This is a genomic window from Actinoplanes sp. NPDC051475 (assembly GCF_040689425.1).
Taxonomy (GTDB): Bacteria; Actinomycetota; Actinomycetes; order Mycobacteriales; family Micromonosporaceae; genus Actinoplanes.
This window is the reverse complement of record NZ_JBFAZZ010000001.1, coordinates 703,940-725,457: the sequence shown is the minus strand read 5'-3', so window position 1 is coordinate 725,457 and position 21,518 is coordinate 703,940. Positions and strand designations below refer to the sequence as shown.

Here is a 21,518-nt window from a genome sequence, read left to right as displayed (position 1 = left end):
GCATTTATTCGGGCGTTACGCACCGGCAGGCAAGATCGTCCGCATGCGCTATCAGCTCGATCTGGCCCTGGACCGCCCCGGCGCCCTGCCGCTGCTCGTCTGCTGCGCCCTGGCCGCCGGTGTGCTGTTCCTCCCGGTGTCCCGCCTGTTCGGGTGGCGGCCCGGATGGACCCTGCTCGCGCTGCTGTCCCTCGCGCCCATCCTGGTCTTCACCGTGCCCCTGGAGGCGCCGGGCTGGCAGGACGGCGCGGTCCACCGGGCCGGCGCGTACGTCCGCACGTTCCTGCACGCGGCGACCTTCCGGGCCGAGCTGCACGAACCCACCTCGCCCGACGAGCAGATGGCGAACCTACTCCTGTTCGTGCCACTCGGCCTCTTCGGCGCGCTCGCCACGCGGCGGGCCGTGTGGACGGCGGTGGCGGGGGCGGCGTTGTCGTTCGGCATCGAGGGGTGGCAGGCCGTCAGCGGCGTACGCGTCGCCACCGCGGGGGACTGGGTCTACAACAGCGGCGGGGCGCTGATCGGCGCGGGCGCCGGGCTGGTCCTCCTGGCCGTCGGCGCGATGGCGCGACCGCGCGCCGCAGCTCCGGCGCCGCCGCCTGCTGTCGTCCCACAGCCCTTTGTGCCGCCGCCCTTTGTGCCACCGCCCGTTGTCCCACCGCGCATCCCCGCGGCCCGGTCGTGGTCGCCGGCGCTCGAGCCGACGCTGGTCCTCACACCCGCAGTCGAGGACGAGACGACGCTGAACCTGACCCGCTGAATCCGAGCCGGCCGGCCGGCGGGACCGCCCGGACGACGGTCGTGGGGCAGTCTGCGTGGAAGATCAGGTGCTGGCTGACCGAGCCGAGCATCAGGCCGGCGAGCCCGCTGTGGCACCGCTCGCCGACGACCACCAGTTGCGCCAGGTGGGACCAGTCCGCGAGCAGCGGTCCGGCGTCGCCGCGGACGACGTGGCGCCGTACCGGCACCTCCGGATAGCGGTCGGCCGCGCCGGCCAGCGCCTCGGCGAGCACCCGTTCCTCCTGCGCCTCGCCCGACCGGAACCCTGAGCGCATCGCCACGCTGCTGGTGAGCTCCGTCCCGTCGGTGCCGCACCAGGCGTGCAGCGCCACCAGGGACGTGTCCCGCAGCGACGCCTCCTCGAGGGCGACGTCGACCGCCCCCGCCGAGTCCCCGGCTCCGTCGACGCCGACGACCACCGGGCCGGTCGTCCGCGGTTCGCCTCGTACGACGAGCACCGGGCAGTCGGCGTGCGATGCGACGTGGTTCGGCACCGAGCCGAAGAGCAGGCCGCCCAGCCCGCGGTCGCCCACGACCAGGAGGCTGGCATGCCGGCTCAGCGCCGTCAGCGCCGCCGCCGGGCGCCCGGCGACGACCTCGGTGGTGACGGCGATGTCGGAGGTCACCTTCCCGGCCATCCGGACCGCCTCCGCGAGGCAGGCCGCCGCGCGCTCGCGGACTTCGTCCGGTTGCTCCCGGGCAGCCGTTCTCGCCTGCGCGTGCACGATCCGCAGCGGCCGGCGGCGGCGCGCGGCCTCGGCGGCGGCGACCTCGACGGCATCCATGCTCCGCGGCGATCCGTCGACTCCGACCACCACGGCGGCTCCGGCGACTGTGGTCATGACCCCGACCTCCCGGCCCCTCGGGCCTCCAGGCCCGCGACCGGACCCCAATACAGCATCCGCCGGTGCGGCGCCGTTCGGAAGGGCCGGAGGTCCCGTCCATGGGATTCAATGTGATCGATGTCGAATGAGGACCTTGGAGGCCCGGCGTCAGCTGACTTCAGGCGCATTGGCGACGCCGGCGGGCGTGGCGGTCCAGCTGGCGAGCAGGCCGAGCGCCTCCTGCGAGGCGGTGCCCGATTCGGCGGTGTACGCGTTGAGCCGCAGCCCCTGATCGGCGGTCAGCTCCAGCGACTCGTAGGTCAGCGTCAGGTCCCCGACGACCGGGTGGTGCAGGTGCTTGACCCCGGAGCGGTGCAGCCGCACGTTGTGCGCGGCCCACCGGGTCCGGAAGGAGTCGCTGATGGTGGACAGCTGCCCGACCAGCTCGGTCAGGGCCCGGTCGTACGGATCCCGCCCCGCCTCGCCCCGCAGCAGGGCGACCGTGTCGCAGGCCAGCTGCTCCCAGTCGACGTAGAAGTCACGGGCGGCGGGGTCGAGGAAGATGAACCGGGCGATGTTCGCCGGCCGGGCGGCGGTGGTCGTCGGACTGTCGAACAGGGGCGCGAACACGGCCCGGCCGAGCGGATTGGCCGCCAGCAGGTCGAGGCGGCCGTTGCGTACGTACGCCGGCGCGGTACTCATCGCGTCGAGGACACGCTGCACCCCCGGGCGTACGTGCTGCCCGGCGGAGCGGCGCCGGGCCCGAGCCGTCAGGGTGCCGGCGGCACGGGCCAGGTCGAGCAGGTGGGCGTGCTCGGCCTCGTCGAGCTGAAGGGCCCGGGCGAGCGCCTCGAGGACGCTGTCGGACACTCCCTTGAGATCGCCACGCTCCAGTTTGGTGTAGTAGTCGACGCTCACCCCGGCCAGCAGGGCGACTTCCTCCCGCCGCAGCCCTGCCACGCGCCGGTGGCCGCCGTAATCGGTCAGCCCCGCCCGCTCGGGGGTTATCTTGGCGCGCCGGGTGGTCAGGAAGTCGCGGATCTCGGACCGGTTGTCCATGACCACCACGCTACGAGCGGTCCGCCCGGTCTGGGAGGTTCTGTCAGTACCGGGCTCAGCAGACACTGCCACCCGGACGGGATCCCGGGAAAGATCGGTATCACGCCGCCACCCGACGACAGGAGTACGACGATGGACCAGCGCACGCTCGGCACCGGCCTGCGGGTCTCGGCACTCGGCCTGGGCTGCATGGGCATCAGCCACGGGCTCGGCCCCGCCGCCGGCCGCTCCGAGGGCATCGCGGTCATCCGCGCCGCCGTCGAGGCCGGCGTCGCCCTCTTCGACACCGCGGAGGTGTACGGCCCGTTCGTCAACGAGGAGCTCGTCGGCGAGGCCCTGGCCCCGTTCCGCGGGCAGGTCGCGATCGCCACCAAGTTCGGCTTCGCGTTCGACGCCGACGGCCGCCAGGTGGGCCTCGACAGCCGGCCGGAGCACATCGCGCAGGTCGCCGACGCGTCCCTGCGGCGCCTGGGCGTCGAGGCGATCGACCTGTTCTACCAGCACCGCGTCGATCCGGACGTACCGATCGAGGACGTCGCCGGCGCCGTCAAGGACCTGATCCAAGCCGGGAAGGTGAAGCACTTCGGGCTCTCCGAGGCGGGCGCGCAGACCATCCGCCGGGCCCACGCGGTCCAGCCGGTCACCGCACTGCAGAGCGAGTACTCCCTCTGGTGGCGCGAGCCCGAGGCCGAGATCCTGCCCACCCTCGAGGAGCTGGGCATCGGTTTCGTGCCGTTCAGCCCGCTGGGCCGGGGCTTCCTCACCGGGAAGATCGACCGCAACACCGCCTTCGCCGCCGGCGACATCCGCAGCACCCTCCCGCGGTTCAGCCCGGAGGCGCGGCAGGCGAACCAGGCGCTGGTGGACCTGCTGGGCGCGGTCGCCGGCCGCCGGAACGCCACGACGGCCCAGGTGGCGCTGGCCTGGCTGCTCGCGCAGAAGCCGTGGATCGTACCCATCCCCGGCACCCGCAACGTGTCCCGCCTGACCGAGAACGTCGGCGCCGCGGACCTCCGCCTGACCGCCGATGAGCTCACCGAGATCGACGGCGCCGCCGCGAAGATCGAGGTCCAGGGGGACCGCTACCCGGCCCACCTGCAGGCGCTCATCGACCGCTGACCGGTGGGACGGCGGCGCGGGCGGTGCTAGCTTGCTGGAGTGTCCGAGGACAAGCATGACCGGCTCCGGGCCGAGTTCGAGGCGATGCGCGAGGACATCGCCGTCCGCGCCGCCGCGCGCGAGACGGCGAGCCACAAGGCCTTCGACGCGCAGCGGGCCGCGCACCGCGAGGAGACGGCCGCCTGGGACCAGCTCACCCGGCTGCGGGAGGCCCGCCGCGGCGAACCCGGCAACCTGTCCCTGGTGGCGCAGGCCGACCAGGCGGAAGCCGCCTACGAGGGGGCGCGCGAGATCGCCGAGGCCGTCACCCGGACGGCGGAATCGCTCGCCCAGCGGGCGCTGGAAGCATCCATGGCGGAGAGCCGGCGTCTGGCCGAGCTCGGCGGGCGCCTCCGGGCGGCCCGCTCGGCCGCCTTCCCGCCGCCGGGCTCGACCCGCATGGACCGCGCTCGCTAGCGGTCGCGCCCGAGGCGTCAGGAGCGCACTTCGGTGAGGCGGCGGGGGTCGAAGAAGCCGATCGGGTGCGCGGTCGCGCCCGTCGTGGCCAGGTCGGCCAGGATCTCCCCGACGACGGGCACGAATTTGAAGCCGTGACCGGAGAAGCCGCACGCCACCGTCACCGCCGGGTGGGCCGGGTGGGTGGCGATGACGAAGTGCTCGTCGGGCGTGTTGCTGTAGAGGCACGTCTTGGCCCGGAGAAAGGCGCCCGGCAGGGTGGGCAGGTGCCGGCGGGCGCGGGCGGCCATCGTGGCGATCTCGTCGTCGTGGACCTCCCGGTCGACCGTCTCCGGGGTGGTCGGGACGCCCCGGCGGAAGAAGGCGATCTTGGCTCCGCCCTCCGGGCCGTCGATGGCCGGGAAGCCGTACACCTGGCTGCCGTGCCGGTCCTCCCAGATGTAGACCGGGAAGCGGTCCGGAAGGTACGGCCCGACGCCGCCGTCGGGCTGGAACCAGTACTGCACCTGGCGCTCGATGACGAACGGGACGCCCAGGTCGGCCAGCAGGCGGGGCGCCCAGGGGCCGGGCGCCAGGACCAGGTGGCCCGCTGTGTACGTACCGGACTCGGTGTCGACCCGGACGCCGCCGTCCGCGGTGGGTTCCCATCGGGTCATGGGCTCGTGGAAGCGCAGGTCCGCGCCGTGCCCGGCGGCCAGGTCCAGGTGGGCGCGGACGGTCGGCTCCGGGCGTACGAAACCGGCCTTGGGTTCGAAGAGCGCCACCTCGTCGGCGCGCGGATCGAGGGCCGGGAATCGCCGCCGCAGTTGCGCCGCGTCGAGCATCTCGTGCGGCAGGTCCCACTGTTCGGCGCTGCGGCGGCTGCCCGCGACGGTCCGGCTCTCCGGGTGCCCGGCCATGACCCCGCCGGTCAGGCTGATCACGTCCTGGCCGGAGTCGTGCGCCAGGGTCTCCCAGAGCTCGTACGCCCGCAGGAGCAGCGGCACATAGTCGGCGCTCTCGAAGTAGGACTGCCGGATGATGCGGGAGCCGCCGTGACTGGCGCCCCGGTCGTGGGCCGGCCCGAACTTCTCCAGCCCCAGCACGCGCCGGCCGCGTGCGGCGAGGTGGTGTGCCGCCGCGCTACCCATGCCGCCCAGCCCCACCACGATCACGTCGTTGACCGTCACGCCGCCAGCTTCGGGGGATCCAATGGCGATGGTCAATGCCGTACGGCGAGTTTTCCGGATGCGCCGCAAACGGGCTCTCGTAGGATGCCACCATGCTCGCGGTTCCCTGGCGTGACGTGGTGCTGGCGGTGTTCCCCGCGGCCGGCCTGGCCGACGGCGCCCCCGTGGCGGCGATCGCGGCCGCGCAGGAGCGGCTGGGCCAGGTCTTCCCGGAGGACCTGGCGAGCCTGCTGGCGGAGTCCGACGGCGTCCGCGGCGACGACGAGCTCGACGTGATCTGGCCGGTGGAGCGGATCGTGCGCGACAACCTGGAGTTCCGCACCGTCGCGGACTTCCGGGAGCTCTACGCCCCCTTCGACGGCCTGCTCTTCTTCGGTGACAACGGGGGCGGCGACCAGTTCGCCCTCGTGCCCGGCGACCCCGTGCGGGGCGTGGTGGTGTGGGACCACGAGACCGACGAGCGCCGGACGGTGGCCGACGGCCTCGCGGACTACCTGACCCGCATCCTCGTCGCCGACGGCGACGAGTGGTACGCCCCCACCCGCTGAGGCGTCACCGGCGAGGCGCCTGCTCGGCCAGCACCCCGAGCAGGCGGTCGACGTGCTCCTCGCGGGTGCCGAGGCCGAGGCTCGCCCGGATCGCCGCGCCCGGCGCCTCGGCGGCCGGGTCCAGCCGGCCCGCCGCCTCGTGCAGCAGCCGCCGGGTCAGCGGGTGGGCGCAGAACAGTCCGGTGCGGACCCCGATCGCGTGGTCGCGGCCCAGGGTGGTGCTCAGCTCGTCCGGGTCGCGGCCCAGCACCGCGAACGAGACGATGCCGACCCGGGGCGCGGCGGCGTCGAACAGCCGCAGCTCCTCGGCGTGCGGCAGCGCGGCGATCCCGGCCCGCAGGCGGTCGAGCAGGTGATCCTCGGCGGAGAGGTCGGCGTCGGCCAGGGCCCGGCAGGCGGTCGCCAGGGCGACCGCGCCGACCAGGTTGGGGGTGCCGGCCTCGTGCCGGGCCGGGCCGTCGTGCCACCGTACGGCGAAGTCGGCGGACACCCCCGCGGTCGCGCCGCCCCCGGCGAGGTACGGCGGCGCCGCGTCGAGCCAGTCGGCCCGCCCGGCCAGCACGCCCGCGCCGAACGGGGCGTAGACCTTGTGCCCGGAGAGCGCGATGTAGTCGGCGCCGAGGGCCGTCATGTCTACCGGTGCGTGCGGCGCGAGCTGGGCGGCGTCGACCGCGATGCGGGCGCCGTGGCGGTGGGCGACCGCCGCCAGCTCCTGCACCGGCCACAGCTCCCCGGTGACGTTGCTGGCGGCGGTGACGGCCACGAGCACCGGGCCGGGCAGCCCGCGCAGCGCCTCGTCCAGCGTGGCGACCGCCTCGCCGGCCGAACGGGGCGTCCCGATGCGTACGGGGTTGCGCCAGGGGAGCAGGTTGGCGTGGTGCTCGACGTCGAAGGTCACCACGGTCGTGCCGGGCGGCAGGACGTGGGCGAGCAGGTTGAGGGCGTCGGTGGTGTTGCGGGTGAACACGACGGTGTCCTGCGGGCCGCAGCCGAGATGCTCGTACAGGGTCTCCCGGGCCTGCTCGTACTCGCGGGTGCTGCGCTGGGCCAGGGCGCCGGCGCCGCGGTGCACGCTGCCGTACCAGGGCAGCAGGTCCGCCACCGCCGCGGCGACGACGTCGAGGCACGGTGCGGTGGCCGCGATGTCGAGGTTGGCGAAATCGATGCTGCTGCCGTCGGGAAGTTTGACCTCTGCGGGGCTCAGGACGCTCACCATGACCGGACCATATCTAATCGATAGGAAATATGGATAGTGTGTCGGCATCGAGTCGCTCTGGAGGAAGCAATGACGCTTCGCACCGCCGTGGTGGAGACCTCGTCCCTCGGTGACCGCACCTACCTCGTGCACGACGGCGAGGTGGCCGTGGTGGTCGACCCGCAACGTGACATCGACCGCGTGCTCGCGGTCGCCGGCCGCCTCGGCGTCCGTATCACCCACGTGGCCGAGACCCACCTGCACAACGACTACGTCTCCGGCGGCCTCGCGCTCGCCCGGGTGACCGGGGCGGTGTACCTGGTCGCCGCCGCCGAGGAGGTGAGCTTCCCGCGGCTGCCGGTTGCCGACGGGGACCGGGTCGTGGTCTCCGACCGGCTGACGCTCACGGCCGTCGCCACGCCGGGCCACACCTTCCACCATCTGTCGTACGTGGTGCGTCACGACGACGAGGTGGCCGGGGTCTGCACCGGCGGCTCGCTGCTGTTCGGCACCACCGGGCGCACGGACCTGCTCGGCGCGGCGCACGCCCGGACCCTGGCCCGGCACCAGCACGACTCGGCGCGCCGCCTCGCCGACCTGCTGCCCGACGGCACGCCGGTCTGGCCCACCCACGGCTTCGGCAGCTTCTGCTCCGCCACCCCGCCGGACGCCGACTCGTCCACGATCGGCCGGGAGAAACGGGTCAACCCGGTGCTGCGGCTGCATGCCGACGCGTACGTCGAGCAGCTGCTGGCCGGGCTCGGCGCCTATCCCGCGTACTACGCGCACATGGGCGTCCGCAACGCCGAGGGGGCGGAGCTCATCGACCTGACGCCCGCCCGGCGCGCCGGCGCCGACGAGCTGCGGGCCCGCATCGAGGCCGGGGAGTGGGTGGTCGACCTGCGCTCGCGCAAGGCGTACGCGTACCGCCACCTCGCCGGGACGCTCAGCTTCGGTGTGGACGGTCCGCTGGCCACCTGGCTGGGCTGGACCCTGCCGCACGGCACCCCGCTGACGCTGCTCGGCGAGTCCCCGCAGCAGGTGGCGACGGCCCAGCGGGAGCTCGCCCGGATCGGCATCGACCGCCCGGCCGCCGCGGCCACCGGCACGCCCGACGACTGGGCGCGTACCCCCGGCGACCTGGCGGAGCGCCGCCGGGCGACCTTCGCGGACCTGGCGGCCGAGGGCGCGGACGTCGTCCTCGACGTCCGCGCCGACGCGGAGTGGCGGGCCGGCCACCTCGCCGGGGCTGTCCACATCCCGCTACCGCAGCTGACCGAGCGCTGGACGGAGGTTCCGGACGGCACGGTGTGGGTGCATTGCGCGGCGGGCTACCGCGCGGCGGCCGCCGCGAGCCTGCTGGCCCGGGCCGGACGCCGCGCGGTGGCCGTGGACGACGACTGGGCGAACGCGGCCGCCGCCGGCCTGCCCGTCGCGACCTAGGTCCAGACCATGTCGATCTGCCGCTCGAACACGCGGTAGCCGCCGCGGGCGAACGCCGCCGCCATCGGGGCGTTCGCCACGTCGGTCGCCGCGCGGATGCGGGGCACGTCCCGGCCGGCGAGCACGCGGGTGCCCTCGGCCAGGATGTCGTCGATGTAGCCGTGGCCGCGCAGGTCCGGCACCACCCCGATGTACGCGATGATCGGGTTGTAGCCGTTGTGCGCCGGGATCACGAACCCGGCAGGCGTGCCGTCCGGGCGGTGCGCCACCCGCCACCACTCCTGCGGGCTGGGACAGCGGACCAGCTCGTCGTGGTACTGCCGGTGGGCCGCCTCGGCCGGAGTCATCCGGGTGAGCTCCTCGCGCCCGTGGGCGTCGAGGGTGCCGTCCATCACGCGGGTCATCAAGGCGATGAGCTCCTCCGGGCCGGACGGCGGGCGGAACCTGAGGCGGCCGGTGTCCGGCGGGACCGGCGTGCCCGGATCCCACTGCAGGCGCAGGCGCTCGACGAACAGCCTCGCGCCGGTGCGTTCCAGGGCGCTCATGCGAAGCTCCACGTCGCGGCGGGCGCCCGGGTCGTCCCGCCAAGCGGCCGGCACGAACCGGGTGTACTCGGGCCGGGCCGGCAGGGTCGCCAGGGCCGTCTCGAGCAGGCGTACGCCCACCTCGAGGTCCGCGGGCCCGGCCACGTCGAAGATGTCGAGGAACATGGGCTCGTCGTCGCCCACCGGGGCCCAAAATCCGGCCCGGGCGGCCACCCGGCCGTCGTCGAGCGCCACCCACAGCCATCCGGTGCGGCGCCGCCCGGCGTCCAGGTCACCGGCGACCTCGGTGTTGAGCGCGTACGGCAGGGTGGTGAACAGGTCGATCTCGTCCGGCCCGCGGAGCGGGCGCAGGTGCTGCGTCAAGGGGTGTTCTCCTCGTGCGGAGACGGGCGCCCGTGCCGGGGGTCAGAAGTGGCAGCCCCGGGAGGACACGAGCGCGATGGTCGTGCGGAACATGGCTCAGCCCTCCTTTCATGTCGGATCCGTCCGGTAGGTGTAGCCGGAGCCCGGGCGGCCCGGCAACCGATTTCCGGCCGGGTAACGTGCGCGGCATGGACGACCTGCTCGACGCCGCCGCGCGGCTGATCGCCATCCGGTCCACCGCCGACCGGCCGCAGCTGCTGGGCGAGGCGCTCGAGCTCGTGCTCGGCCGCGTCGGCCCGGGTTTCACCGTCGAGCGGTTCACCTCCCGGGGCAAGCCCAGCGCGCTCGTGCACACCGGCGGGCCGCGACCGCACTTCCGGGTGCTGCTCAACGCGCACCTCGACGTGGTGCCGGCCCCGGACGAGCAGTTCCGGCCGCACGTCCGCGACGGCCGGCTGTACGGGCGCGGCGCCCAGGACATGAAGGTGGCGGCGCTGGTGCTGGCCGACGTCTTCCGCGAGCTGGCGCCCGTCCTGCCGTACCCGCTGGGCCTTCAGTTGGTCACCGACGAGGAGGTCGGCGGGTACGACGGCACCGCCCACCAGATCGAGGCCGGCGTGAGCGCGGACTTCGTCGTGATCGGGGAGCAGAGCGGCCTGCGGGTGGTCACAGAGTCCCGCGGGATCCTCCAGGTACGCCTGCATGCCACCGGCACCGCCGCGCACGCCGCCTACCCCTGGCTCGGCGACAACGCCCTGCTCAAGCTCCTCGCGGCGATCGGACGGGTGCTGGCCCGCCATCCCGTGCCCGGCCACGAGGTGTGGGCCACCACGGTCAACGTGGCCCGGATCGAGACCCCGGACGCGGCGGTGAACCAGGTGCCCGCCGCGGCGACCGCGTGGCTCGACATCCGGTTCCCGCCCGAGGACGAGGCGTACGCCGGGCGTACCCGTGAGCAGGTCGCGGCGCACCTGCGGGAGCTGTCCGGGCTCGAGGTGACCGTGGACGGTTTCGGGCCGCCGCACCGGGCCGATCCGGACCGCCGCGAGGTGCGGTTGCTGCAGGCCGCCGCACGGGAGGCCGGCTGGTCCGGCGAGCTGCTGCGCAAGCACGGCGCCGCCGACGTCCGGTTCTACTCGGCGCGGGGAATCGCCGCGGTCGTCTTCGGTCCCGGCGGCGACGGCCAGCACGGCCCCGGCGAGTACGCCGACCTGACCACCGTGGCGCCGTACCGGGCGGCGCTCAGCACCTTCCTGCGAGCCCTGCCGTGATCGCCCCCACGTCGAGGAGGACGACCCCGAGCCCGGCGATCTCCCGCAACCCCTGCTCGGTGGCTCGGGAGATCGCGTCCGTGGCCAGCACCACCCGGTAGTCGCGCTCGCTGGCCTCGACGATGCTGGCGCGGGGGCAGTTCGGCAGGTTGCACCCGGCGAAGACCACCGTGTCGACCTCCCGGTCCCGCAGCATCTCGTCCAGCGGAGTCCGGTAGAAGGCACCCCAGCGGGGCTTGAAGAGGGCGTACTCGTGCGGGCCGAGCGGCTGCGGCCGCCCGCCGAGCAGCAGATCGTCGTCGAGGCCGGGGCCGTCGCCGATCAGCAGGCCGGGCGCGAGCAGCCGGCCCTCGGTGCCGGGCCTGAGCATCTCGGCGCCCGCGCCGACGAGGGTGCGCCGCACCAGGTCGACGTCGTCGCCCCGGTACAGCCGCACGATGTGCACGATCGGCCGGCGCGCGGCCCGGAAGGCGTCCACCAGCTCCCGTAGCGCGGGGACGATCTCGGTGGTGCCGGCGAGCCCGAACCGGCTCTCGGACAGGAAGTCGCGCTGCATGTCGATGGTGACGAGCGCGGAGGTGCCCCAGTGCGGCGCCAGATGCGGGTCGATCGCGGTTCCCGTCATGCGCCCGTCCTCGACGCCTCCATGCGGCGGGCGAGCTCGCGGGCCCGGGCCCGCTGCACCGAGCGTGCCTGCCCGATCACGAAACGCCGCAGCACGCGCGGGGACGTCACGGTCACGAACTCGGTCACCCGGGTGCCCTCGCCGTCCGGCTCCAGGTCGACCGTGGCGACCAGGTGCACCGATCCGGGGCTGCGCACGTCGCTGACGATCCGCCGCCCCGGGTCCGGAAAGGTCATGGTGACCCGGATCGGATTGTCCCAGTGCAGTGGTCCGAGCCGGAAGCGTTCCACCGCTACGTACGCCACCGCGCCACCCGTATGCCGGACGTCGCGCACGGCCACCACCAGCGGTGACAACCCGACGTAGCTCTCCGGATCGCCGAGGTGGTCGTAGATGCGCCCGGGCGTGGCGGCCACCCGGAACGCGTGGCGGAACTCATCGATGGACACGCCCGCCATGGTCGCACGAACCTTTCGAAAACCTTTGCTGGGAAATTGCTTTGAACCCCTTCCCGGGCGTCTTCGTACTGATGGCTGTCGACGACGTCTGTACCGGGCAACATTCCCGATTTGCGCGGCGGTGGGAGACCTCCGCAGCGCGTGACGAAAGGCCGAGCATGAGTCGTGTCCACTACGGCACGCGGGCGGTTTCCCGCCTGTCGCGCCGTCGGGTTCTTACGATCGCCGCGACCGTGGGCGTCGGAGCCTCCGCCGCCGGGGTGGCCGGGCTGAGCCTGGCGGGGGAGAAGGGCGGCGCATCCGCCGACGCCGAACCGCTGGTCCTCTCGCTGCGGGACGCGAAGAAGGGCACCTTCGACCTGTTCTCGGGCGGCTCGAAGGTCACCATCACCGACGCGGCCCTGGCGAAGAAGCTGCTCAAAGCCGTCAAGCGCTGACCAGGAAGGCAGACTCATGTCCTCGCACCGCGAAGCCCCGGAGATCAGCAAGGACCCGGTGGCCGACAGCTCCGACCTGTACGCGTTCGTCAGCCCGGACCATCCGGACACTGTGACGCTGATCGCCAACTACGTCCCGCTGCAGCTGCCCGCGAGCGGCCCGAACTTCTTCGAGTTCGGCGACGACGTGCTCTATGAGATCCACGTCGACAACAACGGCGACGGGCGTCCCGATCTGACGTACCAGTTCCGGTTCCGCACCGAGCTGCGCAACGACAAGACGTTTCTCTACAACACCGGCCCGATCGAGTCGCTCGACAGCGAGAACTGGAACCGGCGGCAGTTCTACTCGGTGACCCGGGTGGACGCCAGCGGCAAGCACACCGTGCTGGCCGAGAAGTTGCCCTGCCCGCCGTGCAACGTCGGCCCGCTGTCCATCGCGGACTACGACAAGCTGGCCGAGGACGCGGTGCACAAGCTGAAGACCGGCGAGAAGGTCTTCGCCGGCCAGCGGGCCGACCCGTTCTTCGTCGACCTCGGCGCCATCTTCGACCTCGCCACGCTGCGGCCGTTCCAGGACAAGCACCTGGTCGGGCAGAAGCTGTTCAACTACGCGGGCAAGGCGGTCAACGCCACCGACAAGACGAACGTGCACAGCATCGCGATCCAGGTGCCGATGCACATGGTCCGCAAGGACGGCAAGAAGAAGGTGCGCGGGCGGGACCCGGGCGCGGTCGTCGGCGTGTGGACCTCCGCCAGCCGCCGGCAGGTCCAGGTGCGGCACGGCCGCAAGAACGACGACGTGTACGTGGGCCCGCAGGTCCAGGTGTCCCGGCTGGGCAACCCGCTGTTCAACGAGGTCATCGTGCCGATGGCGCAGAAGGACCTGTGGAACAGCCTGCCGCCCAGCGAGGACAAGCGCTTCGTCGAGTTCGTCGAGCAGCCGGAACTCGCCCAGCTGCTGCCGGTGCTCTACCCGGGCCTGTTCGACAACCTGGCCGAGCTGAACAAGGCGAAGACCGCCCGCGCCGACCTGGTCGCGATCCTGCTGACCGGCATCCCGGACGGGCTGATCGACGACTTCCAGAACAACACCGGCGAGACGCAGGCGGACATGCTGCGCCTCAACACGGTGGTGCCGCCGACCAAGGACGAGAACAAGTTCGGCATCCTCGGCGGCGACCTGGCCGGCTTCCCGAACGGGCGGCGGCCCGCCGACGACGTGGTGTCCATCTCGCTGCGCGCGATCGCCGGCGTCACCGTGCCGCTGGTCGACGAGAAGTTCAAGCCGGACGATGCGGCCGCTCTCGTGGAGCAGGGGCTGAGCGCCAAGGACGTCAGCTCGAAGCTGCTGCACAAGTTCCCGTACCTCGGGGTGCCGTTCGACGGCTTCAACACGCCGTCGGGCAAGGACGGCAAATGAGCGTCGGCGTCCACCATCACCACACCCTGGCGCCGTCCGGGCAGGGCACCGTGGTGCTCAACATCGGCGCGGGGATCGGCGCCCTGGTGATCCACACCCCGGGCAACCTGCACGGCCACGAGATCGAGGTCAGCCCGGTCGGGGACCCGTCCCGGCGTACGCACGCGGCGGTCCGGGCGCGGTACGTCCGCGACGGCGTGATGTTCAGCGTGGTCATCGACAGCCTGCCCGAGGGCCGCTACGTCGTCTGGCGGGACCCGGTGACCCCCCTGGCCGAGGTCGGGGTGTCCGGCGGGTCCGTGACCGAGTACGAATGGCCGGAAGGTGCTACTTCGTAACCAGCGGTGACCCCCCTGCCGGTCTAGGGTGAGCGAATGGACACGGCAGGGGTGACCGATCGGGACCCTGGTCCAGCCTCGGCGGGCTCGGACGTGGCGGCGCGCGCGGCGTTGCGGACCGTCGACCCGGAAGAGGCGGGGGCGTTCTGCCGCCGGATGTTCTACGGTCCGCTCGAGATCAAACCGGCCGGCAGCATGGAGGGCTTCGCCTTCTCGGGCGACGTCGTGCAGGTCGGCCCGCTGACCGTCGGCGAGGTGAGCTACGGGGTGGAGATGTGCGTCGCCATCGGCGACCTGCGCACGGCGTACCACGTGCTGGCCCCGATGACCGGTTCGGTCCAGGTGCGGCACCGCGGCACGGCGACGACTGCCGATCCGGGCCGTGCCGCGGTGTTCCAGCCGATCGGTGACATCGACCTGCGCTGGTCCGCGGACTGCCGGCTCTACAGCGTCAAGGTGGAGCGGCTGGCGTTCGAGCGGGAGCTCGAGGCGGCGTACGACGCGCCGGGCGGGGTGCCGCTGCCGCTGGGCGCCACGTTCGGCGTCTCCGGCGGGCCGGGCCGCAGCTGGATGGCCCTGATCCGGATGCTGCACGCCGAGCTGCGCGAGATGGACGGCCTGACCACCCTGCCCTGGCTGCTGCGGCGCTGGCGGGACCTGGCGATCAGCGCCCTTGCCGGCGCCGTGGAGCACTCGTCCGGCGACGGCGTCCGTGGCCGGCCGACCGCGCGCCGGCCGCGGACGGTCAAGCGCACCCTCGACGCGATGCACGCGGAGCCGGGCCGGTCCTTCACGGCGGCCGAGCTGGCGGGCATAGCGGGCGTCGGCATCCGGGTGCTGCAGGAGTCGTTCCGCCAGCACGTGGGCGTGCCGCCGCTGACCTACCTGCGCCGGTTGCGCCTGGAGGGCGTGCACGCCGAACTGACCCGGGCCGACAAGGGCGAGGTGAGTGTCAGCGAGGTCGCCTACCGGTGGGGCTTCACCCACCTGGGCCGGTTCGCCGGCGCCTATCGCGCCCGCTACGGCGTCTCGCCGTCCCAGACCCTGCGCGGCGACCGCCTGTAGCGGGTGGCCGGTACGGCGGGATCAGGCGGGTATCGTCCCCGCCCGCAGCCGGACGGTGAAGCCGTCGCCGCTGCGGATGAGCGTGGTGTCGAGGTCGAGCTGATGCACGAGCCAGAGCCCCCAGCCCGCGCGTACGAGGCGCTGCGCCGCGGGGACCAGGCCCGCGAGGGGGTCGGCGGGGCCACGGCCATGGTCATGGACGCCCACCACGATGCGGTCCGGCGCGGCCCAGATGCGGACCGTCACCGGTGGCTCGCCGTGGAGGTGGGCGTTGGCGGCTGTCTCCGACGTGGCGAGGGTCAGGTCGGCGAGCGCGGTGCCGGAGACCCGGCCGGTCCCGATGCACGTCAGCGCCCGGCGGACGTCGGCCGGGGGCCGGTCGGTCAGCTCGGCGATCGGGGTGGAGGCCTCGAGCGGGTCCGGTCGGGGCGGCAGACCCTCGAATGCCGGGACGGGCTGGTAGCGCTCGCTGGTCCGGCGCTGCCCGGACGGCATGACGAGGCGGGGATGGGTGCGCTCGACGACGTCCAGCACCGCCTGGGGCGCGGTGCTGGTGTCGTACAGGCAGAAGCCCCAGACCGGGTAGTCCTGCCAGACGGTGTTGACGGCGCACTCGTACCGGTCCCAGCCTTCGAACCGGCCCCCGTTGCCGGGGTGCGGTACGTCCCCGGCGATCCGGATCTGCCCGGCGCCGCGGGCGAGATGGACGTCGAACAGCCGCCGGTAGGCGTCGATCGCCCGCGCCGGCGTCGCGTACAGGCCCTTGTCGCCGATGAAGGAGACGGCGGACGTGTCGGCCAGCCGGGACCGGAGCAGCCCGGACTTCCGGTCGTCGTACCCGAGGATGACCGGCTCGCCGGCGGCCACACCTTGCTCGACGAACGGCACGATCAGGGCGGCGAACTCGGCGTCGGAGCCGTAGAAGCCGGCTTCGTGGAAATGACCCACCTGGCCGCGGGCTGCGCCCGTCCTCACCACACCACGACGGTACTCCCACGGCCGGGCTATGTCTGCGGGCGGCCGCGGTCCTGGCGGCGCTGGCGGTCGACGAGTCGCGCCTCGATCTGCCGGAGGCGCTCACGGAGTTGTACGGCGCGCCGCTGGGCGGCCTCGGCCCGCGCCTGGGTGCCGTACTGACTGTGGCCGGCGGGGCCGCCGGTGGGAACGGTGACGGACAACCGGACCTCGAAGCCGGCCGGGGTGGTGGTCATGTCGAGCCGGTCGCAGCATTGCCGGGCCAGCCACAGTCCGGCGCCCGAGCGGAGGGGACGGTGGCCGGTGTCGGCCGGGGCGTATCCGGCCAGCGGGTCGTCGAAGCCGGAGCCCTGGTCGGTGACGGTGCACAGGACCCGGTGGGGGTTCGCCCACAGCCGCACCCGCACGGGTGGGCGGCCGTGGGTCAGGCCGTTCGCGGCCACCTCGGCGACGGCGGCGATGAGGTCGCTGCGGGAGAGCGGCGGCAGGCCCGACAGGACGTCGCCGGCACGGAGCTCGTGGCGCATTTCCGCGATCCGGCCGGGGGAGGTGAGGTCGATGGTCGCCGTCGCTGAGGTGCTCGGCAGCGGATCAGGGTCGACGTCCGCGGAGTGGCGGAGGAACGCTGCCGGGTCCTGGTAGCGCGGGTTCGGCCGGCTCCCGCCGGGAGTGAGCAGCAGGGGGTGGGTTTGTTCGGCCCCGGCCAGCAGCGGCTCAGGAAGGCTGCGGGTGTCGTAGGCGCAGACGCCGGACAACGGGTAGGAGATGAGGGCCGCGTTGGCGACGGCCTCGAACCGGATCCATTCGCGCCAGGTCTCCGGGTCGGCCCCGAAGGCCACTTCGCCGACGAGCCGCACCCGGCGGGAGCCCGCCGCGGCGTGGCGGCGCATGATCTGGCGGTAACTTGCCACGGCGTGCGCGGTGCGGGTATGGACGGAGGCCCGGTCGACCACGGTCACCTGTGGACCGCCGCCCACGGCATCCGCCAGGGCCGCGCTGGCATCCCGGCCGCACACCAGGACAGCGGGTTCGCCGGCGTCCAGGCCGGCTCGCAGGAACGGCACCGCCCCTGCGAGCAGGGCGTCGGTGGAGTCGCAGAACAGGACGTGATGGTCATAGCCGGTGCTGTGCGGGGCGGTCACGGGTCACCTCCGAGCAGCTGCACGCCGGGCTCGGCCGCCAGGCCGAGCAGCCGCATGGTCCGCTCCACCTCCAGCTGCGGTGCGACGAGCAGGAGGTGGCCGCCGTCGGCGCGAAAATCGGCGCTGGCGGTGAGCAGGGCCCTGCAGGCCGCGACGTCGAGGAAGTCGACGGCGCCGAGGTCCAGCCAGACCGGGCCGCTGCCGTGGCTGGTGGCGGTGGCCACGACCGCGGCGAACACGTCGGCGTTGACGAGGTCGATCTCACCGCGCAGGACCAGGCCGTGTCCGATGTCACCGGTGGCGAACCGGGTCTGGCGCACCCCGACCACATGGGCCTCGACGGTAGCGCGCAACGCCGGGCCGGTCATGGCCGCGCGCGCATACTGGCACATCGCCGAGACCGGCCGCGTCCGGCACAGCCGGTCCATGGTCCGCTCGGTACGCAGGTAGGCGTCCGGGGCCAGCAGGGTCAGCGCGGCGGTGGGCTCCGCCGACATCCGCACCGCGGAGAACCCCTCGGCCAGCGCCCGCTCGACCAGCCCGTCCTGCCCGGCCGGAGGATAGAACTCCTCCAGCGGCAGCACCGCCAGCCGGCCGTCCCGCCGGGCCGCGCCGGTGTCGAGACCGGTGGCCTCCAGCACGGCGACCAGTGAGTCCTGCGAGGCGACGGGCCCGTCGGCGTAGATGACCTTCTCGCCCCGTTCCAGCCCGCGCCGCACCCACGCCGCCAGGCCGGCCCGCCGCTCCGACTCAGCTTCATAGAGCAACAGCACATGGCCGTCCCACTGCGGACCACACCCGTGGACGTCAGGACCAGCCACACCTCGAACGTACCCAGGTCGGCATCGGATGGATACCCACGGCCGGTCAGAGCTCGATCTGCTGGCCCTTGCCGACCACCACGATGCCGCTGTCGCTGACGGTGTAGCGCTTGCGGTCCTGATCGAGATCGACGCCGATCTGCGCGCCCTCCGGGACGACCACGTTCTTGTCGAGGATGGCGTTGCGGATGACCGCGCGCCGGCCCACCTGCACGCCCTCCATGATCACCGAGCCCTCCACGTGCGCCCAGGAGTTGACGCGCACGTTGGGCGAGATGACCGAGCGCTCGACCAGCGCGCCGGAGACGACCACGCCGGGGGAGATCATCGACTCGATGGCGCGGCCCTGGCGGTCGTCGTACCCGTGGACGAATTTCGCCGGCGGCCAGGAGCCGTAGTTGGTGTAGATCGGCCAGTCCATGTTGTAGAGGTTGAAGACCGGCAGGGTGGCGATGAGGTCCATGTGGGCCTCGTAGAACGAGTCGAGCGTCCCCACGTCGCGCCAGTAGCCGCGGTCGCGGTCGGTGCTGCCGGGCACCTCGTTGTCGCGGAAGTCGTAGACGTTCGCCTCGCCGCGCTCGACCAGCATCGGGATGATGTTGCCGCCCATGTCGTGCTTGCTGTCGGGGTTCTGCGCGTCGGCGCTCACCGCCTCGCACAGGGCCCGGGTGGTGAACACGTAGTTGCCCATCGACGCGTAGATCTCGTCGGGCGAGTCCGGCAGGCCGTCGACCTCCGTGGGCTTCTCGCGGAAGGCGCGGATGCGCTTGCCGTCCGCGGCGACGTCGATGACGCCGAACTGGTCGGACATCGACTTGGGCTGGCGGATGCCGGCCACGGTGACCGCCGCGCCCGAGGCGATGTGGTCGTTGACCATCTGCTTCGGGTCCATGCGGTAGATGTGGTCGGCGCCGAACACGATCACGTAGTCCGGGTTCTCGTCGTTGATCAGGTTGAGGCTCTGGTAGATCGCGTCCGCGGAGCCGGCGAACCAGCGCGGCCCGAGCCGCTGCTGCGCCGGTACGGGCGTCACGTAGTTGCCCAGCAGCGTCGACATCCGCCAGGTCTTGGTGATGTGCCGGTCCAGCGAGTGCGACTTGTACTGGGTCAGCACGACGATCTTCAGGAAGCCGCCGTTGGCCAGATTCGAGAGGACGAAGTCGATCATGCGGTAGATGCCGCCGAACGGGACGCCGGGCTTGGCCCGGTCCGCGGTGAGGGGCATCAGGCGCTTGCCTTCGCCACCTGCCAGAACGATCGCGAGCACCTTGACTGCCATGACGAGACGCTAACTTTCCTGCCGCGCTCACGCCAGTCGAAAGGCTTATTCTGCGTCACGTGACCGACTCGCGTTCGAAACTCGCCACCGGCAGCCTCCGCGTCGACCTGTTCACCCGGGAGTACCCGCCGGAGGTCTACGGCGGCGCGGGCGTGCACGTCGAGTACCTCGCCCGGGACCTGCGCCCGCTCACCGACGTACGGGTGCACTGCTTCGGCGCCAAGCGCGACGAGCCCGGCGTCACCGCGTACCCGGAGCCGGCCGAGCTGGCCGGGGCCAACGCCGCCCTGCGCACGATGGGCGTCGACCTGGCGATGGCAGCCGGGGCGGAGGGCACGGACATCGTGCACAGCCACACCTGGTACGCGAACTTCGCCGGGCACACCGCCAAGCTCCTGTACGGCGTACCGCACGTGGTCACCACGCACAGCCTGGAGCCGCTGCGCCCGTGGAAGGCCGAACAGCTCGGCGGCGGCTACGCGCTCTCGTCGTTCTGCGAGCGTACGGCGATCGAGGCGGCGGACGCGGTCATCGCCGTCTCCGGGGGGATGAAGCGCGACGTGCTGACGGCGTACCCGAGCGTCGACCCCGACAAGATCCGCGTGGTCTACAACGGGATCGACACCGAGCAGTACGCCCCCGACCGCGGCACCGACGTCATCGAGCGCCTCGGCATCGACCTGAACCGCCCCAGCGTGGTGTTCGTCGGGCGCATCACGCGGCAGAAGGGCCTGCCGTACCTCATGCGGGCCTGCCACGACCTGCCCGCGGAGACCCAGATCGTGCTGCTCGCGGGCGCCCCGGACACGCCCGAGATCGCCGCCGAGGTGGAGGGCCTGGCGATCCAGTTGCGCAACGCCCGCGACGAGCACGGTGTGATCTGGGTCCAGGAGATGCTGCCCAAGCACGAGGTCGTCCAGGTGCTGACCCACGCCACGGTCTTCGTCTGCCCTTCGATCTACGAGCCGATGGGCATCGTCAACCTGGAGGCGATGGCCTGCGAGACCGCCGTGGTGGCCACCGCCACCGGGGGGATCCCCGAGGTCGTCGCCGACGGCGACACCGGCGTGCTGGTCCCGATCGAGCAGGTCGCCGACGGCACCGGCATCCCGGTCGACCCGGACCGGTTCGTCGCCGACCTGGCCGACGCGATGCGCCGGCTGATCGAGGACCCGGCCCGGGCCGGGCAGATGGGCCTCGCGGGGCGCAGGCGCGCCGTCGAGAAGTTCTCCTGGGGCACCATCGCCCAGGACACCCTCGAGGTCTACCGCTCGCTGCTCTGAAGCAGCGCGCCGGCGACCGCGCGCCCCGACAGCCACGCCGTCTGGACGCGTGGCCTCCCGAACGCGTCCCCGGCCAGCCACACCCGCCCGTCGGTGGCATAGTCGCCGGTGGTGGAGGCCGGCTGGGCGTATGTCCAGCGGTGCACGTGGATCTCGGGCCGCGCGGGGATGCCGAGGAGCTCACCGACCGCCTCACTGAGGACCGGCCCGGCGGCGTGCGGGTCCGCGAGGTGCTGCCGCGCCAGGTCCGGCGTCGAGTGGGCGACCAGCACCGGCGCGCCGTCGCCACGGCGGTCGCCGTCGTCGCAGACGGTCGCCAGCACCGGGTGGTCGTTCACGAACGCGCCGTGAAAATCACCCCAGACCCTTTCCGGGTACGCCAGGACGGCCGCGAGCACCGGCTGCCACTCCTGCCCCCGCGCGGCGTCCGCCACCGCGGCGGGCGGCCCCAGCCGGAGCGCCTGAGGCCCGGGCATGGCCAGCACGACCGCGTCCGCGTCGTCCGGGACGGCCCGCACCTCGTGCTCCAGCGTCACGTCCAAGCCGTCCGCCAGGTCCGCCGCGAGCGAGCGCAGGCCGCCCGGCGCCGCCCACCGCATCGGCCCCCGGGCGGGGGAGCCGGGGTGCACGGCGAACGTGTCGGTCCACGGACGGGCGAGTCCCCGCGCCCGCCACCGCTCGGCGACGGCGGCAAAGTCCGGGTCGTCGGCCACGAAGTACGCGGCGCCGATGTCGGCGTACCGGCCGTTGTAGCGCCTGCTGGCGAGGCGTCCGCCGACCACCCGGCCCCGCTCGAGGACCCGTACCCGCACGCCCGCGCCGGACAGCGCCCGCGCGCAGGCCAGCCCCGCGATCCCCGCCCCGACCACCACCACATTCATGTCCCGAGCCTAGGAGCGG

The 21,518-nt window shown here is 73.0% G+C and carries 23 protein-coding genes; 11 read left to right on the top strand and 12 right to left on the bottom strand.

Annotated elements, in window-relative coordinates:
• Positions 1 to 43: 43 nt before the first annotated feature.
• On the top strand, positions 44 to 760 hold the full coding sequence (locus AB0368_RS03360) for a VanZ family protein (RefSeq protein ID WP_366152137.1): 717 nt from the start codon (positions 44 to 46) through the stop codon (positions 758 to 760).
• On the opposite strand, the gene AB0368_RS03355 is transcribed toward AB0368_RS03360, so the two are convergent.
• Both AB0368_RS03355 and AB0368_RS03350 read right to left on the bottom strand, forming a co-directional pair.
• The gene (locus tag AB0368_RS03355; protein ID WP_366152136.1) at positions 714 to 1,622 is read right to left on the bottom strand and encodes a universal stress protein; all 909 of its coding nucleotides are present in this window, start codon (positions 1,620 to 1,622) and stop codon (positions 714 to 716) included. The two genes, AB0368_RS03360 and AB0368_RS03355, sit on opposite strands and share 47 nt — an antisense overlap.
• Before the next feature lie 150 nt (positions 1,623 to 1,772).
• On the bottom strand, positions 1,773 to 2,663 hold the full coding sequence (locus AB0368_RS03350; RefSeq protein WP_366152135.1) for a helix-turn-helix transcriptional regulator: 891 nt from the start codon (positions 2,661 to 2,663) through the stop codon (positions 1,773 to 1,775).
• Positions 2,664 to 2,795: 132 nt separating this feature from the next.
• Between AB0368_RS03350 and AB0368_RS03345 the strand changes: the two genes are divergently transcribed.
• Entirely contained in the window at positions 2,796 to 3,782 is a 987-nt protein-coding gene (locus AB0368_RS03345) for an aldo/keto reductase (protein ID WP_366152134.1), read from the top strand.
• Positions 3,783 to 3,821: 39 nt separating this feature from the next.
• Entirely contained in the window at positions 3,822 to 4,238 is a 417-nt protein-coding gene (locus tag AB0368_RS03340; RefSeq protein WP_366152133.1) for a hypothetical protein, read from the top strand.
• Positions 4,239 to 4,255: 17 nt separating this feature from the next.
• Here AB0368_RS03340 and solA read toward each other — a convergent pair whose 3' ends face one another.
• A complete protein-coding gene (solA, locus tag AB0368_RS03335; RefSeq protein WP_366152132.1) occupies positions 4,256 to 5,407 on the bottom strand; it encodes an N-methyl-L-tryptophan oxidase in 1,152 nt (383 codons plus the stop codon).
• 92 nt (positions 5,408 to 5,499) lie between these two features.
• On the opposite strand from solA, the gene AB0368_RS03330 reads away from it, so the two are divergent.
• Positions 5,500 to 5,955, top strand: coding sequence for an SMI1/KNR4 family protein (locus AB0368_RS03330; RefSeq protein WP_366152131.1), 456 nt, complete (start codon positions 5,500 to 5,502; stop codon positions 5,953 to 5,955).
• 4 nt (positions 5,956 to 5,959) lie between these two features.
• Here AB0368_RS03330 and AB0368_RS03325 read toward each other — a convergent pair whose 3' ends face one another.
• Positions 5,960 to 7,171, bottom strand: coding sequence for an aminotransferase class V-fold PLP-dependent enzyme (locus tag AB0368_RS03325; RefSeq protein ID WP_366152130.1), 1,212 nt, complete (start codon positions 7,169 to 7,171; stop codon positions 5,960 to 5,962).
• 69 nt (positions 7,172 to 7,240) lie between these two features.
• Between AB0368_RS03325 and AB0368_RS03320 the strand changes: the two genes are divergently transcribed.
• Positions 7,241 to 8,593 (top strand): MBL fold metallo-hydrolase, encoded by a 1,353-nt coding sequence (locus AB0368_RS03320; protein WP_366152129.1) that lies wholly within the window; start codon positions 7,241 to 7,243, stop codon positions 8,591 to 8,593.
• Here the strand turns inward: AB0368_RS03320 and AB0368_RS03315 are convergent.
• Positions 8,590 to 9,501, bottom strand: a complete 912-nt coding sequence (locus AB0368_RS03315; protein ID WP_366152128.1) for a GNAT family N-acetyltransferase — start codon at positions 9,499 to 9,501, stop codon at positions 8,590 to 8,592. The genes AB0368_RS03320 and AB0368_RS03315 overlap by 4 nt on opposite strands.
• A 188-nt stretch (positions 9,502 to 9,689) precedes the next feature.
• Here AB0368_RS03315 and AB0368_RS03310 point away from each other — a divergent pair, with 188 nt between their 5' ends.
• A complete protein-coding gene (locus tag AB0368_RS03310) occupies positions 9,690 to 10,772 on the top strand; it encodes a M20/M25/M40 family metallo-hydrolase (RefSeq protein ID WP_366152127.1) in 1,083 nt (360 codons plus the stop codon).
• Here AB0368_RS03310 and AB0368_RS03305 read toward each other — a convergent pair.
• Together AB0368_RS03305 and AB0368_RS03300 are read right to left on the bottom strand one after the other, a co-directional pair.
• A complete protein-coding gene (locus AB0368_RS03305) occupies positions 10,744 to 11,397 on the bottom strand; it encodes an isochorismatase family cysteine hydrolase (RefSeq protein ID WP_366152126.1) in 654 nt (217 codons plus the stop codon). The two genes, AB0368_RS03310 and AB0368_RS03305, sit on opposite strands and share 29 nt — an antisense overlap.
• Positions 11,394 to 11,846 (bottom strand): SRPBCC family protein, encoded by a 453-nt coding sequence (locus tag AB0368_RS03300; protein ID WP_366152125.1) that lies wholly within the window; start codon positions 11,844 to 11,846, stop codon positions 11,394 to 11,396. The genes AB0368_RS03305 and AB0368_RS03300 overlap by 4 nt, the downstream gene beginning before the upstream one ends.
• 242 nt (positions 11,847 to 12,088) lie before the next feature.
• Here AB0368_RS03300 and AB0368_RS03295 point away from each other — a divergent pair, with 242 nt between their 5' ends.
• The 4 genes from AB0368_RS03295 to AB0368_RS03280 are packed head-to-tail and all read left to right on the top strand — an operon-like array spanning position 12,089 to position 15,118.
• Entirely contained in the window at positions 12,089 to 12,292 is a 204-nt protein-coding gene (locus AB0368_RS03295; protein WP_366152124.1) for a hypothetical protein, read from the top strand.
• A 16-nt stretch (positions 12,293 to 12,308) separates the two neighbouring features.
• Positions 12,309 to 13,715, top strand: coding sequence for a DUF4331 domain-containing protein (locus tag AB0368_RS03290; RefSeq protein ID WP_366152123.1), 1,407 nt, complete (start codon positions 12,309 to 12,311; stop codon positions 13,713 to 13,715).
• Positions 13,712 to 14,053, top strand: coding sequence for a phospholipase (locus AB0368_RS03285; protein ID WP_366152122.1), 342 nt, complete (start codon positions 13,712 to 13,714; stop codon positions 14,051 to 14,053). The genes AB0368_RS03290 and AB0368_RS03285 overlap by 4 nt, the downstream gene beginning before the upstream one ends.
• Before the next feature lie 36 nt (positions 14,054 to 14,089).
• The gene (locus tag AB0368_RS03280) at positions 14,090 to 15,118 is read left to right on the top strand and encodes an AraC family transcriptional regulator (protein WP_366152121.1); all 1,029 of its coding nucleotides are present in this window, start codon (positions 14,090 to 14,092) and stop codon (positions 15,116 to 15,118) included.
• Positions 15,119 to 15,139: 21 nt separating this feature from the next.
• Here AB0368_RS03280 and AB0368_RS03275 read toward each other — a convergent pair whose 3' ends face one another.
• The 4 genes from AB0368_RS03275 to glgC are packed head-to-tail and all read right to left on the bottom strand — an operon-like array spanning position 15,140 to position 19,335.
• Complete coding sequence (locus tag AB0368_RS03275; protein WP_366152120.1) at positions 15,140 to 16,096, bottom strand: sensor histidine kinase; 957 nt, start codon at positions 16,094 to 16,096, stop codon at positions 15,140 to 15,142.
• 26 nt (positions 16,097 to 16,122) lie between these two features.
• Entirely contained in the window at positions 16,123 to 17,235 is a 1,113-nt protein-coding gene (locus AB0368_RS03270) for an anti-sigma factor RsbA family regulatory protein (protein WP_366152119.1), read from the bottom strand.
• Positions 17,232 to 18,056, bottom strand: a complete 825-nt coding sequence (locus AB0368_RS03265) for an MEDS domain-containing protein (RefSeq protein WP_366152118.1) — start codon at positions 18,054 to 18,056, stop codon at positions 17,232 to 17,234. The genes AB0368_RS03270 and AB0368_RS03265 overlap by 4 nt, the downstream gene beginning before the upstream one ends.
• A gap of 46 nt (positions 18,057 to 18,102) precedes the next feature.
• A complete protein-coding gene (gene glgC / locus AB0368_RS03260; RefSeq protein WP_366152117.1) occupies positions 18,103 to 19,335 on the bottom strand; it encodes a glucose-1-phosphate adenylyltransferase in 1,233 nt (410 codons plus the stop codon).
• 59 nt (positions 19,336 to 19,394) lie between these two features.
• Between glgC and glgA the strand changes: the two genes are divergently transcribed.
• Positions 19,395 to 20,618 carry a glycogen synthase gene (glgA, locus tag AB0368_RS03255; RefSeq protein WP_366152116.1) on the top strand — a complete coding sequence of 408 codons (1,224 nt, stop codon included), beginning with the start codon at positions 19,395 to 19,397 and terminating at the stop codon, positions 20,616 to 20,618.
• On the opposite strand, the gene AB0368_RS03250 is transcribed toward glgA, so the two are convergent.
• Complete coding sequence (locus tag AB0368_RS03250) at positions 20,600 to 21,499, bottom strand: FAD-dependent oxidoreductase (RefSeq protein ID WP_366152115.1); 900 nt, start codon at positions 21,497 to 21,499, stop codon at positions 20,600 to 20,602. The genes glgA and AB0368_RS03250 overlap by 19 nt on opposite strands.
• Positions 21,500 to 21,518 lie beyond the last annotated feature (19 nt).

Bases quoted from the DNA above. Each gene is read 5' to 3' on its own strand.
- AB0368_RS03320 (WP_366152129.1), top strand. From the start codon at position 7,241: ATGACGCTTCGCACCGCCGTGGTGGAGACCTCGTCCCTCGGTGACCGC.
- AB0368_RS03350 (WP_366152135.1), bottom strand. From the start codon at position 2,663: ATGGACAACCGGTCCGAGATCCGCGACTTCCTGACCACCCGGCGCGCC.
- AB0368_RS03330 (WP_366152131.1), top strand. From the start codon at position 5,500: ATGCTCGCGGTTCCCTGGCGTGACGTGGTGCTGGCGGTGTTCCCCGCG.
- AB0368_RS03290 (WP_366152123.1), top strand. From the start codon at position 12,309: ATGTCCTCGCACCGCGAAGCCCCGGAGATCAGCAAGGACCCGGTGGCC.
- AB0368_RS03280 (WP_366152121.1), top strand. From the start codon at position 14,090: ATGGACACGGCAGGGGTGACCGATCGGGACCCTGGTCCAGCCTCGGCG.
- AB0368_RS03305 (WP_366152126.1), bottom strand. From the start codon at position 11,397: ATGACGGGAACCGCGATCGACCCGCATCTGGCGCCGCACTGGGGCACC.
- AB0368_RS03345 (WP_366152134.1), top strand. From the start codon at position 2,796: ATGGACCAGCGCACGCTCGGCACCGGCCTGCGGGTCTCGGCACTCGGC.
- AB0368_RS03250 (WP_366152115.1), bottom strand. From the start codon at position 21,499: ATGAATGTGGTGGTGGTCGGGGCGGGGATCGCGGGGCTGGCCTGCGCG.
- AB0368_RS03285 (WP_366152122.1), top strand. From the start codon at position 13,712: ATGAGCGTCGGCGTCCACCATCACCACACCCTGGCGCCGTCCGGGCAG.
- AB0368_RS03355 (WP_366152136.1), bottom strand. From the start codon at position 1,622: ATGACCACAGTCGCCGGAGCCGCCGTGGTGGTCGGAGTCGACGGATCG.
- AB0368_RS03310 (WP_366152127.1), top strand. From the start codon at position 9,690: ATGGACGACCTGCTCGACGCCGCCGCGCGGCTGATCGCCATCCGGTCC.
- AB0368_RS03360 (WP_366152137.1), top strand. From the start codon at position 44: ATGCGCTATCAGCTCGATCTGGCCCTGGACCGCCCCGGCGCCCTGCCG.
- glgC (WP_366152117.1), bottom strand. From the start codon at position 19,335: ATGGCAGTCAAGGTGCTCGCGATCGTTCTGGCAGGTGGCGAAGGCAAG.
- AB0368_RS03325 (WP_366152130.1), bottom strand. From the start codon at position 7,171: ATGGTGAGCGTCCTGAGCCCCGCAGAGGTCAAACTTCCCGACGGCAGC.